The following is a 13,285-nucleotide window of genomic DNA, read 5'->3' as shown; positions in this document are numbered from 1 at the left end:
TTATAAAGAAGAATTGAGACTTTAGTCGAAGAGTGCAAAAAACATCAAATTAGGCTTGTTAGAGGCCTAAAAAAGCGCCGGTCCCTTTCGAGGCGGCGCTGTTTCGTTGAGGTCAGTTAAAATACTCAAAAACTAATCGAACGTTTTGCTAACCAGCTCAGTATTGTCGTCGTTTACATACGCCTTCACGCGTTTAATAAGGTACTTAATGTCTTCTTGTGCCATTAGCAGAACGGGAATCAATATTAGGGTGATCAGCGTGGCAAACAGAATACCGTAAGCTAATGAGACCGCAGCTGGAATCATGACCTGAGCTTGTCTAGAGGTTTCCCAAAGAATAGGGATAAGCCCAGCAAACGTGGTAATAGACGTCAATAAGACGGCTCTTAAGCGGCTTTGACATGCCTCACTGATGGCTTTGTGTAAATGCTTGGTTTCCTGTCTTAACTCGTTAAAGCGGGAGGTCAGCAAGAGACTGTCATTCACTACAACTCCGGATAAAGCGATGATGCCGTTCAGGGAGAAAATACCTAAGGCGATACCGTTAAACCAGTGGCCTAAGAGTGCTCCGACAATACCAAATGGGATGGCCATCATGATGATGACTGGTTGGCTGTACGACTTTAATGGAATCGCTAATAAGCCATATATCACCAGCATGGCGATGGCAAACATCTTGATCATCGACGATTCGGTTTCTTCTCGCTCTTCTGCTTCACCAGAGTAATATAAATCCACTGAAGGGAAGCGTTTATTCATTTCGGGTTCAATAGCGCTCTTCAGATACTCAACGACTTCAGTGGAAGACATCTGATCTTTATCCACTTCCGCTGATAAGTAGACCGAGCGTTTGCCATCAATTCGAGTGATGCGTGTTTGAGCATCTTCTTGAGTGAGTAAGGCCACTGATGATAGCGGAACCCTGGTGCCATCGGTTAATGTAATCAGCGTATTCAGAATGTTAGCAGGGCTTTCTTGTTGACTGTCCGGATAGCCAATTCTGACCTCAATTTCCGCACTGTCGCGTTGATACTTTTGTACCACTTCTCCGTCAAAGTTGCCTTTGATTTGTGAAGCAAGTTCATTGGTTGAAAGTCCTAGAGCGCGGCCTTGATCATTCAGTTTCAAGACGAGTCGAGACTCTGTCGAAGAGTTACTCAACTCAATGCCTCGAACAGCCGAGACGGCCCCTAACTTGCCGATAAAAGTATCCATAGCACCATCAAGAACAGTGTTATCAGAGCCTCGTAGCTCAACTCTTAGAGCGTCAATAGACTCTCTTGCACTTCGAATGCGAAGACTGCTAACGCCTTCTGGCGTTCCTGCAAGACGTTGCCAAGTTTGAGCAAAATCATTGGCGCTGTATGGTGCTGAGGACGCTAATTCAATACGTAGACTGCCTGATTGATCACCGCTTGCGGTCACTTGAAGATGTTCTATACCTTGAGCATCGCTACCATTTAACAGCTTTTTATCGGTTGCCCGAGCAGTCTCTTCAAGCAGTGTCAATGCTTTGTGGGTTTGTCCATAACTCACATCGCTGTGCATACTCAAGCTCGCACGAATGGTATCGCCTGGAATATTAGGGAAGAAACTGATACGGATCGCTCCCGTTAGTGGCATCGAGACCACTAATAAAAACAGCACGATAAAGGCAACAATCACGGCATAACGATGCTGAATGGCGTATCTAATGGTGCCTGCGTAGATACGGTTATTGAACCACTGCAAAGCAAAATCAGCACAGTGCTGAATAGCGCCCCAGCCTCGTGCTAACCAATTTTTTCGAGCTTTTCGCTGGGTGTTTAGGTGAGCTAAATGTGCTGGCAGGATCAGCTTGGATTCAATCACCGATAACACTAGGCAAATGGTTACAACCGCAGCAAATTGGGCATATTGATGGCCTAATCGACCATCAATATTGGATAAGGCCCAAAAGGCTGCCACAGTCGTGAATACACCAAACAGGGTAGGGATGGCCACTCGCAATGTACCTTTTATGGTATTCGCAAGAGTATCGCCTTCTTTTGAGCGAACACTGTAAACACTTTCACCGATCACAACGGCATCATCGACGACAATGCCTAATGCCATGATAAAGCCAAAGGTGGTGAACATGTTTAGAGTTAACCCGACGCTGTCGAGCCCCATCACAAACATGGTACCAAAGAAAATAAACGGCAACCCCAGAGCGACCCAAAAGGCCACCGTCAGGTTTAGAAAAATCGCTAACATGATAAACACGAGCACAATCCCCGTGATGGCATTTTTCACCATTAGCGACAGTCGATCGTTGATGGACTCGCTACGGTCATACCAGGTTTCGATTTCAACCCCTTGTGGTAGACGGCCGCTTTCTTGCCATTCCCTTACAACCTCTTTGGCGGCTTCGGCCGATTTACTGATGTCATCTTGGCCCGTTGTAATGACCTGTACCGCCAAACTGCTGCGACCATTGAAGCGAGATAAGGTAAAGTCATCATCGTCAAAACCGTCAATGATATTTGCTAGGTCGCCAAGCGTTAAGACAGCACCAGTACTGGTAGTGCGTATCGGTATTTGGGCAAAATCCTGTTTCACATAGGCTTGCTCAGACGCTCTGACATGCAGGTAAATATCTTCGTTTCTTAATGTAGCGACTTGAGACGGACTCGACTCACTATTAATGGCGCTGGTGATGTCATCTAGAGTTAACCCGTAGGCTTCTAGCTTATCCTTATCCACTTCGATCATGATCGTTGGATCCAGCCAGCCTGAAATGGAAACCGAATTGATATTGCTCTTATCAAGTAGATCAGACTCTAAGTCTTTGCTAAGCGCTTGCAGTGAGCGGCGGTCGGTATCGCCAAACAGCTGAATCATGATGGCGTGCTCTTGGCGAGTCTCTTTTGCCACCACTGGAGGATCCGCTTCATCCGGAAAAGACGTTACTTGATCGAGGCTGTCTTTGACATCTTGTAGCAACTCATCAATGTCATAACCTGCTTGCATTTCAATTTCAGCGGAAGCCTTACTTGAAGTCGAAGAGATAGTGAGCGTATCAATCCCTAAAACATCTTCAAGGGCCTGTTCCATAGGAATGGCGACCCCTTCTTCGGTGGCTTGAGCAGAACCGCTGTCGTAACTAATGGAGACGGTGACTTCGTCCGGCTCTTGGCTCGGAAAGGCCTCGCGATTAATGTCATTCATATTAATGACACCTAGTGCGATGATCAGAACGAGTAAAAGGTTTGCTGCAACCGGGTTGTTAGCGAACCAAGGAATGATGCCGCGTGCTTGCTCTGGGTTCATTGGCTAACAGTCTCTTGTGGGTTAGCGAGTGTACCGGTCAAATAGCTATTGTAAGGGTGTGTCAAAACTCGCTGCGGTGCTTGTCGAAGGTTTTCTGGGGCCTTGATGTACACATACTCGCGATCAACAAAAACCGGTGTTGCATCAAAATTAGCCAGCCTTTGCTCATCTGTTAGATACCAGATTTGGCTTTTCTGGCTGAGTGCTGAGTTTGGTAATTGCCATAAGTCTGCCAGTAAGTCACCAGCTAAGGTAACGGTTACGTAGCTCCCTGGAAGAAGAGGGGGAGATTGCTGCAATGGTTGGTCTACCGCAACGAATAGGCTGCGTAGCCCTGATTCACTGTCGATATGCATACCGGCTTGATCCACATAGCCTTGCCACTTTTTCTGAGGCTCGTTAACGCCAGTAATGTTTGCTGGCCATTGGTTCTTTATCATGCTGTCTGATGATGGCAGCTTCTGCCAGTCGCTGCTACTGAGCTCAAGCTCAATCTTTACTTTGTCCGTACTATAGAGGGTTGCCACTTGGGTGTTGCTGCTAAGGTAAGATCCTAATGAAATATCTTTACTGACCACGATTGCATCGAAAGGAGCACGAATCGTCAGTTTCTGGACATTGTCTTTGGCTTCAGCCAAAGCGGCTTTTGCCGCAGCGACTTCTGCTTCAGCGGCAGCCAACTGAGGCTCACGCAACACCAAATCTGAGGCTGGCTCTCCAGTGAGCCCCGCGGCTTGCCATTCGGTATTGGACTGCTCTGCTTGACGTTGCTCCTCTTTCAGAGTCAGCTGTGCAGCGGCCAAAGTATTTTCTGCACTGGCCAGCTCTGATACAAGGTTTGTGTTTGCAAGTGAAACAAGTACTTGTCCCTTACGAACTCGATTGCCTTCTTCAAATTCACGATTTAGTGAAACGACTTCGCCACTTACCTGTGAGGATAAGGTGAGGTTCTGCTTGGGCTCTGCAACACCCACAGCGCGAATCTCTGCTGCATGGTCAGAAGCTTGAACTGTAACCACGGTGACGTCGAGCGCTGTTTCTTGAGCGGTAGGGCGCTGACGACTAAACGTTTCATTTTTGGCGCTCATGGCGGAACTGACATAAAGATAGGCAGCCAAGAGGCACAGTAGTGCTAGGCCAAAGGTTATCCAAGGTAAAAATCGTTTCATGTGTTGCTGCTTCCTAATCCTAGGGCGAGGCCCAAATCAACACGATTGCTGAGTTGTTGATACTGTAAGGTATCCAGTTCTGCTTCGAGGTCGAAGACGGCTTGCTGAGCTGAGATCAAATCACTGAGTTCGACGAGCCCAGAGCGATACTTTTGTTCATATTGCTGACGGTTACTGCGGGCACTGGTCAACGCTTTTTGGATGTGTTGCTGTTGAGTATTGAGAACCTTTTCTTGGCCTATGGCGTCTTGGACTTCATTGACGGCGTTAAGTAGTGTCTCACGGTAACTTTGGTAAGACTGTGCGACTTCTAATTTGGCTATCTCATGATTGGCTTTTAATGTACCTGCTTGAAATATAGGGGCGCTAAGTTGTCCTAATAATGACCAAACTGGAGAAACGAACAATGCATCCCGTAAAGATGTGCTACTGTCGCTTAGTGAGGCGCTTAGGTTGAGCGATGGCAACATTTCTTTATAGGCAACGCTGGCGCTGTAATCGGCTGCTTCGATGGCGAGATAGGCGGCTTGTAAATCAGGGCGTAACGCGAGGTCTTGCTGGGGTAGAGCGCTTAAATCAAGCCAAACATCCGGGTATTCCGTGGGGTAATTTTTAATAGAGCTTTGTTGTTCGCCGAGCAGTAATTGCAATGCTCGTTTATTGCTGGCAAGGGTTTCCTTATATTCTGCTAAATCGGAGCGTGATTTAGATGTAGACGTTTGTGCCTCGTCTAGACTTTCGAGTGTGCCTAAACCGTTACGAAAACGTTGAATGATTAATGCTTCATTTGTTTCCAGTAGAGCCAATCTTTTTTCTTCAATGACGATGGCTCGATAGCTAGACACTAGCTCTAACCAGCTTTTCATGACACTGGCAACCAAAGAGGCTTGTGCGGCCCGAAAGAGCGCTACATCGCTTTGATAACTCTTAGTTGCAGCCTGTTCTGCATCCGCCAATTGTGACCAAATATCCAGCTGCCAGCTAACACTGCTGCTCAAGGAAAACTCTGTATTGCTGCCCTCAGAGCGGCTGGTTGATAGACTGGCGCTAGCACTGGGTAAGCGATCAGCATGAGTGTTAACCAATCCTAACTCACTGGCCTTCAGAGAAAGTAACGTTTGCTGAAGGCTAGGGTTGCCTGCTAAGGCATTGTTAATAAGCGTTTTTAAATTCTCATCAGGGATTAAATCAGCTAAGTCTATGGCATCGGATTGTTGCGCCGTTGATTCACCGAATACACGTTGGTTTTCTTGCTGCAGTGACGTCTCAGCGGTCTGGTAATAACTTGCTTGATTATCCGCCGTTGAGCTGCACCCCGTGATTATGATTGCAACCGCTGTAAAGACAGTGATGGAGAGGACTCTCGAAGGAATCATCGTAGATCATCCATAAATAAGTCGTTAAAATTACTGGAAATTTTAAAGGAAACAAACACAATAACTATGCTCTTTGCATAGATTTACATAGTCTCATGGGGCGTGTTTTTAACCTACTATTATATTGGCTTTTTGTTGCAAGTTAGGCGTGTGAAATAAATCATTTGAGGGTATTTACCACGATGTCATCATGGGCGGTTTACATGATCGAAACGCAAAGTGAAACCTTGTATACCGGTGTCAGCACCGATGTGGCGAGGCGTTTCGCTGAGCACGCTAGTGGTGGGAAGAAGTGTGCCCGCTACTTACGAGGTAAACACCCTTTAACCTTAGTATGGCAACACACAGGCTTGAGTAAAGAGCTAGCGCTCAAGGTGGAATACAGAATAAAGCGCTTGCCTCGCGCGATGAAAGATCGCATTGTATCGGGGCAGATTACGTTATTTGAGGCGTTTCCCGATTTAGTCCTGACTCAATCTTAAGTTAGGTGATAGAGGAAATCCTGATTAAGCGAAAGTAAAGGGATTGGCAATGATTAAACGATTTGATGGCATGGTGTTAACTGTCGCGGATGTGGTTCGATCACAGGCATTTTACAAGACTGTATTTAACATGGAGCCGATCACAGAGGGCAGCTGCAAAGGTGTGCGTTTCGAAGAGCAAACAATATGGCTGCAAAACATTGGGGAAGAACTTCGACATCATGCTTTAGAGGGGGCGTCGCATATTGTTTTGTTAACTATGCTGCCACCAGAGACCCTGTCCGAGCATTTCCAGTCGTTACAAGTCGAGCTGCTGGAGCCACCAAAAGATCAAGGTACGTTTGTGATGTTTTTAATGCATGACCTTGATCGTAATTTGATTGCGGTAAAAAGCTTTAAACAAGATGATTAGCGCCAGTTTCCCCAGTTATCTAAGATCCTAATTAAGTCTGCAAGATGCTGATCCCAGTAAGCTTTTCCAGTAAAGTGTGGAAACAGTTTTGGGAATGCTGGGTCGCTCCAACGTTCAGCGATCCAAGCGGTGTATACAATCGTTCTTTCGGCAATGAGAACATCGATCAGTTCCAGTTCCCGTGTATCAAATGCGCAAAAACTCTCATAACCTTCAATGAGTTCACTGAGTTGTGCTTGGCGTTCATTTTCGTCGCTAAGATGCATCCAGATATCTTGAACTGCATACCCCATACGACAGTCATCAAAATCCAGGGCTGTCATCAAGCCTTCGCTTAAAATCAGGTTGCTACGATGGCAATCCCCATGAATGAAGCGAACATTGTTTTGATTGGATTTTTCTAGGGTTCGCTTTGATACAAGCAGCAATTGCTCAATTGTTTTCACATACTCTGTTTGCAATGATGTTGGGAAGCAAGAGTCTTTTAGGAGTTGCTGGCTTGCTCGCTCAATGCGTGACAGGTTTGATGCATAAGGTCTTTCTGGCAATGACCAGCTTGTTGATGCCTTGTGTATGGCCCCGATCAATTCACCTATTTGGTAGAGATGATCAAGGTTCCCCGCTTCAGGCACATCCCCGATCAATTTGTTGGTGAGGGAGTAATCAAAGCCATTGTGGTGAAAGAGTGTCTGATCATTGACGACAATGGGCGCCGCCACGGAAACTCCAGCCTCTTTTAGCTGCAACAATGCATCGTGCTCAGCTTGGATTTGATCTTGTTGCCAACGACCAGGTCGATAAAACTTTGCAATTAATGGCGTATGGTCTTCAACGCCTACTTGGTAAACGCGGTTTTCATAGCTATTAAGAGGGTATAGGCGATGGTCGCAGTAGAAGCCTTGCGCTTCCACTGCATCCATAACAGTGTCTGGTAATAAGTCGTTATACGGATGATCTGAGTGATTCAATGTGGTGTTCATTCTGATTGAGTTTAAACGAGGCCGAGTCGTTTTTTAAGTGTGTATTCTTGGGCTTCACTTAGAGGAGAGGCTTTCCCCTGTGTAATAAGGCGATGCCAGTTTTGCCAAGTTTTTATTGCTTCACCAAGGTGATTACGAGTGACATATTGCTGAACTTCTATTCGGAAAGAGTTTGTGACTGCCACAGGGCTGGCTTTGCCAATGATTCGCAACCGTGTTAGGGAACGCTTAAATTTGTCGTTCAACGTTTTGCTGCCTTCGTGACCAGATGCTATTAAGTTGGTGATAGCCTGTAAGTGATCGTAATACATATCAACGTTTTCATTAATCGTATCACGGCTTAGACGAATAACTCGTGCGTAGGCTTGCTCAGCTGCCGACCAATCCTTCAGCTTTGCACTGATATCACCGAGCCGTTTACTTCGCTCCGCTGATCTAGGTGAGACCTCTAATACTGAGCGTAAAGCACTCTGCGCTTCTTCAAGCTTATCCATTTCTTCGCACGCGTCTGCTAGTAAATCATAGGCAGACAAAAAGTGCCGACTTAAATTGATGGTCGTCTCTAAGTTTTTTGCGGCAGCGGCCGTCGCACCTAACTTCATCTCGCATTGAGCTATACCAAAATATGCCCAAGCAAGGTTTTTATGCTTTTGGGTGATGAGCATGTAATGTGTTTTAGCTTGCTTGTATTCTCCCTTCGCAAACAAAGCTTCCCCAATAGACTTTAAGCATAGGCCAGCGTAAGGAGCATGTTGCGACATAATATATTTTGCTTCCTCAATAACTTGATCCCAATCCTTATTGAGTCGAGCTTGGTTCAAATTATGGAATGCTTTTTTCTGTTGTATTACGCGACCTAAACGTCGAACAAATGCCTCAGGTGGAAACGGTTTCACTAAATAGCTATCAGGTTGATACTCTAAAACACTAACGACCGCTTCATAAGCTGTATCCGCGGTGATCATCATGAAAATGGTTGAGTGATCTAGGGCATAAGTCTTACGAGTAACTTCTAGTAGTTGCTGACCATCAATACTGCCACCTAAGTTGAAGTCTGATAATACAATATCGTATCTCCCTTCAAGGATGCGTTTAAGTCCAGCTTGACCTGATGGCTCTATATCAATTTTAGAGTACCCTAAGCTACTCATTAGTGACTTCAGCATCAGTCTCATTTCGCCAATATCTTCAATAATCAGAACTTTTTTGTGTGCAACGGATTCACCGGCATTAGACTTCTTTTCGTTAAGGTTTTTAAAATTTGGTAGAGTTACATCGGCCACTAAATTGTCTCCATCGTGCACTTTAAAATCCTAATAATTGAGCTCATTGAATAACCTAGTGACTCATTTCGGCTAAAAGGACTGTGCGCTTTGATAATTCAACAGTGCTTTTAAAAAGTTGAATTGTTTCATCGGTCGAAAATAGCACGCTTTTAATGTGAGAGCTATTAGGTGGTACCACAGTGAGGGCAAGATCCTCTCGATAAAAAGCGAGCCAAAGTCTGGTTTGGCTTTGTGACTCTATTAATTGTAATGCAATAAAGTCACGTTCAGGGTCATCCCAGTCACTGCTTGACATAGGATGGCCAAACTCATTAAACCAAGATACTTCATCACTTTGCTTATGTTGGTAAAGAGGGTCGTCGGGTAGAAATGCCTCGGCTAAAATTGGAAACCGCTGTCGTAGCGCGATCAATTCAGAAATGACGCGACTAAAATCAGATTCACAGTTCTCTTTTGGCCATTTTAGCCATGTGGTCTCGTTGTCTTGGCAATAAGCATTGTTGTTACCGAGCTGTGAATGAGAGAGTTCATCACCGCCTAATAGGTGTGGCGTACCTTGGCTAAAAAATAGGGTGGCAAGAAAGCACTTCTGTTGATTGATACGAGCTTGCTGGATGCGTAAGTCGTCCGTTTCGCCTTCTAAACCAAAGTTTTGACTGATGTTATCAGTATGGCCATCGCGGTTGTCCTCAAGATTGGCCAAGTTATGACGGCGATGATAAGACACTAAGTCTTTCATCGTGTAGCCATCGTGATAGGTAATGTAGTTCACTGAGTGTAGAGCACATTTGTGACCTTTGTGGAACACATCTCGAGACCCCATTAAGCGTGTTGCGAATTCCGGAACAGTGTATGTATCTCCGCGCCAAAAACGCCTCACGGTATCGCGATACTTGTCATTACATTCTAGAAATCCTCTTGGGAAGTGGCCTACTTGGTAGCCATTTGGGCCAATATCCCAGGGTTCCATAACCAAAGTTGTTTGACTCAGTATAGGATCTTGTAAGATTGCTTGAAGTAGAGGGGCAGTGGGTGAGAAGTCGTGTTGCTCTCGGCCTAAATCAACGCCTAAATCAAAACGAAAACCATCTACACCAAGTATTTCCACCCAATGTCGCATGCTGTCGCAGATCAGTCTGACGCTAGCTGGGTGATAAGTGTTTACACAGTTGCCGCACCCTGTGTAGTTCAAATACATACCGTCCTTGTGACGATAATAGACAGCGTTATCTAAGCCTCTGTAACACGTTGTGCCATGTTGCAGCTCACTTTCAGCGGTGTGGTTGTAGACCACGTCAAGAATCACTTCAAACCCTGCTGCGTGGAATGTAGCGATCATGGTTTGAAACTCGGTCACGGGGTCATCTATGGCGTAGCGATGATCCGGAGTGAAGAAGTTAATGGGATTGTAACCCCAGTAATTAGACAATCCCTTTTGTTGCAGGTGCACCTCATCAGCAAAGGCAAAACAAGGCATTAACTGAATGGTGGTGATACCAAGTTGCTGCAGATGCTCTATAGCTGGGGTGCTGCAGGCTCCCAAATAGGTGCCTTGAAGAGCCGGATCAATGTCCAATTGTTGCGAGAAGCCTTTAATATGCAATTCGTATAAAGATCTCTGATAGGTTTCTGGGCTCTTAGGGCGTTTATGCTCTAAAGGAGTGATATGAGAAACAATAGATTTTGGTACTACATTACCTGAATCACGGTTATCTAGGGTGCCATCTTCTTGTTGAGTAACTTGTTCTTCATGGAAGACTAAGCGCTCACTCAAACGTTTCGCGTACGGGTCAATTAACAGTTTATGAGGATTAAAGAAATGCATTTGCTCAGGAGAAAATGGGCCGTCGGCTCTGAGTGCATAATGCTGACCTACTTTTAAATCAGCCACTTCCATATGCCAGATTCCTCGATGTTTATTGGGGAAAGCCAGTCTGGTTAGCTCTTCTCCTGCATCGGAATAAAGGTACAGGTAAAGCTTGGTTGCGTGCTCTGAAAAGACAGCAAAGTTGACACCATAGTCAGTTGGGGTCGCGCCCAGAGGTAGGGGCGTACCACTGCGTGTCTGCCAACTAGTTGCCATGCTTCAATCCTCTCTTTGGTGTTTATTTGTCAAACCATTTGAGCGCAATCACACTCAATGGTGGTAGTTGAACCTTGATACTTTGCTCCCGACCATGGCTAGCTTCTGAGTTCGTTTTATAGCTGCCATGGATAGGGTAACCGCTCCCGGTATATTGATTCTCATCGGAGTTAAACACTAATTCATAACGGCCCGTTTGAGGGGTACCAATTTTGTAATCAGCATGTGGTGTTGGGGTGAAATTAACAAGTACGATGAGATGCTCAGCGGATTCTTTAGCGCGTCGAACAAACGCTAAAGTTGAGTTGGTGCTGTCATCATGACTAATCCATTCAAAACCTGAAGGGGAGTGGTCCAAATGTAGCGCAGGCTCGTTACGATAGAGGTGATTGAGTGATTTTGTGACCCGTTGTTGGCCCAAATGAAAATCAACATCTAGCAAATGCCAGTCAAGAGAACGTTCATGACTCCATTCTTGGCCTTGTGCCAGCTCATTGCCCATAAAGTTAAGCTTCTTGCCAGGATGGAAATACATGTAGCTGGTAAAAGCTCTTAAATTGGCGAACTTTTGCCAAGCGTCCCCAGGCATTTTTGCAATCATGGATCCTTTGCCGTGCACCACCTCATCATGTGATATTGGCAAGATAAACTGCTCGTCAAAAGCGTAAACCATCGAGAACGTTAGGTCGCCTTGGTGATGCTGACGGTAGATGGGATCTTTACTGATGTAATCTAAGCTGTCATTCATCCACCCCATATTCCATTTGAAGCCGAAGCCCAGCCCATTCATATAGGTTGGTTTGGAAACGCCTGGGAAAGCCGTTGATTCTTCCGCAACGGTAAAGCATCGAGGGTGGTTGAGGTAAATGGTTTCATTTAATTTTCGCAGAAACTCGATGGCTTCATAATTGTGATTACCACCATCAACATTTGGCACCCATTCACCTTCTTCGCGAGAGTAATCGAGGTATAACATGGAGGCGACAGCATCTACTCGCAATCCATCGATATGAAACTCTTCTAACCAATAATTAGCATTGCTAATTAGGTAATCCACGACATGTTCTTTACCAAAGTCGTAAATCAGTGAATTCCATTCAGTGTGCCAGCCCTTTTTCGGATCTGGGTACTCGTATTGTTTAGAACCGTCAAAGTTTGCCAAGCCGTGGCTGTCAGTCGGGAAATGGGCCGGTACCCAATCCATAATGACGCCGATGTTTGCTTCGTGGAAGGCGTCGACAAGGCGCTTAAACTCTTCTGCAGTGCCGTAACGGGAAGTGGGGGCAAATAGGCCAATGGGCTGATAGCCCCAAGAACCATCGAATGGGAATTCCATGACAGGTAATAGCTCGACATGGGTATATCCCATATCGGTGACGTAAGGCACAAGTTGTTCAATTAGCTCAAGGTAGGAAAGTGGCTTGCCATCCTGATGTTTGCGCCAAGACCCTAAATGCACTTCATAAATCGACATTGGGCGCTCGTAAACGTCTTCTACATTGCGGCTTGTCCAAGCACTGTCTTGCCAACGGTAGTCGTGCTCACAAACAACGCTTGCAAAGGATGGGAATTGCTCGATTGTCTGAGCAAAAGGGTCGGTACGGTGAGGTAATACATCACCATTGGGTGCGCGAATCTCGTACTTATAGCGAGCGCCGGCCACCACATCAGGGATGAATAGACGCCATACACCGTCCCCATTGCTCGACATAGGGTGTAAGCGACCATCCCAACTATTAAAATCCCCGACCACTGAGACAGAGCGTGCGGCTGGAGCATAAACTGCAAATCGCGTCCCTGAAATGGAAAGTGATTCGCTGACTTGCGCAGAGCGAAGCAAAGCCCCTTCTTTTTTATACAAAGCAGCACGATGGTGCTCAGGATCAGAAAACGTTGCAAACGAAAATTGATAAGGGTCTACGATGGTATAGCTTTCGTTCGCGTAATGAATGGTTAACCGATAGTGATGCTTGGTGGCGTTTTTGGGCCATAATAGGGTGAATACCCCAGCCGTATCCGATTGAGTCATAGTACCAATCAGATCATCGCTGTCGATGGCTATGACATCCACTTTTGACGCGTCTGGACGCCAAACGGTTAACGTTAATTCGCCTTTATCATTGGGTTTTAGGCCTAGGCATTTAAAAGGGTCGGAACATCGAGCGTTGATGACGTCGTTCAGAAGATCCATTTACATCTCCAACCA

9 protein-coding genes are annotated in these 13,285 nt (G+C 45.8%); 2 read left to right on the top strand and 7 right to left on the bottom strand.

The window, feature by feature from the left end:
• Positions 1–132: 132 nt before the first annotated feature.
• The 3 genes from ACXAC1_RS01300 to ACXAC1_RS01290 are packed head-to-tail and all read right to left on the bottom strand — an operon-like array spanning position 133 to position 5,836.
• A complete protein-coding gene (locus tag ACXAC1_RS01300) occupies positions 133–3,291 on the bottom strand; it encodes an efflux RND transporter permease subunit (RefSeq protein ID WP_475057912.1) in 3,159 nt (1,052 codons plus the stop codon).
• On the bottom strand, positions 3,288–4,460 hold the full coding sequence (locus tag ACXAC1_RS01295) for an efflux RND transporter periplasmic adaptor subunit (protein WP_475057909.1): 1,173 nt from the start codon (positions 4,458–4,460) through the stop codon (positions 3,288–3,290). Before ACXAC1_RS01295 ends, ACXAC1_RS01300 begins: the two co-directional genes overlap by 4 nt.
• A complete protein-coding gene (locus ACXAC1_RS01290) occupies positions 4,457–5,836 on the bottom strand; it encodes a TolC family protein (RefSeq protein WP_475057907.1) in 1,380 nt (459 codons plus the stop codon). Before ACXAC1_RS01290 ends, ACXAC1_RS01295 begins: the two co-directional genes overlap by 4 nt.
• Before the next feature lie 203 nt (positions 5,837–6,039).
• Between ACXAC1_RS01290 and ACXAC1_RS01285 the strand changes: the two genes are divergently transcribed.
• Positions 6,040–6,318 (top strand): GIY-YIG nuclease family protein, encoded by a 279-nt coding sequence (locus ACXAC1_RS01285; RefSeq protein ID WP_475057905.1) that lies wholly within the window; start codon positions 6,040–6,042, stop codon positions 6,316–6,318.
• 49 nt (positions 6,319–6,367) lie between these two features.
• Positions 6,368–6,730 (top strand): VOC family protein, encoded by a 363-nt coding sequence (locus ACXAC1_RS01280; RefSeq protein WP_475057902.1) that lies wholly within the window; start codon positions 6,368–6,370, stop codon positions 6,728–6,730.
• Here the strand turns inward: ACXAC1_RS01280 and ACXAC1_RS01275 are convergent.
• From ACXAC1_RS01275 to glgB, 4 genes are read right to left on the bottom strand one after another with little or no spacing between them, the layout of a single operon-like run.
• Complete coding sequence (locus tag ACXAC1_RS01275; protein WP_475057900.1) at positions 6,727–7,698, bottom strand: serine/threonine protein kinase; 972 nt, start codon at positions 7,696–7,698, stop codon at positions 6,727–6,729. The genes ACXAC1_RS01280 and ACXAC1_RS01275 overlap by 4 nt on opposite strands.
• 23 nt (positions 7,699–7,721) lie before the next feature.
• Entirely contained in the window at positions 7,722–8,993 is a 1,272-nt protein-coding gene (locus tag ACXAC1_RS01270) for a response regulator (protein WP_475057897.1), read from the bottom strand.
• A 55-nt stretch (positions 8,994–9,048) separates the two neighbouring features.
• Positions 9,049–11,079 (bottom strand): glycogen debranching protein GlgX, encoded by a 2,031-nt coding sequence (gene glgX / locus ACXAC1_RS01265; protein ID WP_475057895.1) that lies wholly within the window; start codon positions 11,077–11,079, stop codon positions 9,049–9,051.
• Positions 11,080–11,101: 22 nt separating this feature from the next.
• Positions 11,102–13,270 (bottom strand): 1,4-alpha-glucan branching protein GlgB, encoded by a 2,169-nt coding sequence (gene glgB / locus ACXAC1_RS01260; protein ID WP_475057893.1) that lies wholly within the window; start codon positions 13,268–13,270, stop codon positions 11,102–11,104.
• Between the last annotated feature and the right edge of the window lie 15 nt (positions 13,271–13,285).

This window comes from Marinomonas sp. AWM4_232 (assembly GCF_056158325.1).
Note: the sequence above shows the minus strand (reverse complement) of the source record. Positions and strands in the feature narration are given on the sequence as shown.

What these genes read in the sequence shown, in the direction of transcription:
- ACXAC1_RS01300 (WP_475057912.1), bottom strand. Translation starts at nt 3,291, where the DNA reads ATGAACCCAGAGCAAGCACGCGGCATCATTCCTTGGTTCGCTAACAAC.
- ACXAC1_RS01295 (WP_475057909.1), bottom strand. Translation starts at nt 4,460, where the DNA reads ATGAAACGATTTTTACCTTGGATAACCTTTGGCCTAGCACTACTGTGC.
- ACXAC1_RS01290 (WP_475057907.1), bottom strand. Translation starts at nt 5,836, where the DNA reads ATGATTCCTTCGAGAGTCCTCTCCATCACTGTCTTTACAGCGGTTGCA.
- ACXAC1_RS01285 (WP_475057905.1), top strand. Translation starts at nt 6,040, where the DNA reads ATGATCGAAACGCAAAGTGAAACCTTGTATACCGGTGTCAGCACCGAT.
- ACXAC1_RS01280 (WP_475057902.1), top strand. Translation starts at nt 6,368, where the DNA reads ATGATTAAACGATTTGATGGCATGGTGTTAACTGTCGCGGATGTGGTT.
- glgX (WP_475057895.1), bottom strand. Translation starts at nt 11,079, where the DNA reads ATGGCAACTAGTTGGCAGACACGCAGTGGTACGCCCCTACCTCTGGGC.
- glgB (WP_475057893.1), bottom strand. Translation starts at nt 13,270, where the DNA reads ATGGATCTTCTGAACGACGTCATCAACGCTCGATGTTCCGACCCTTTT.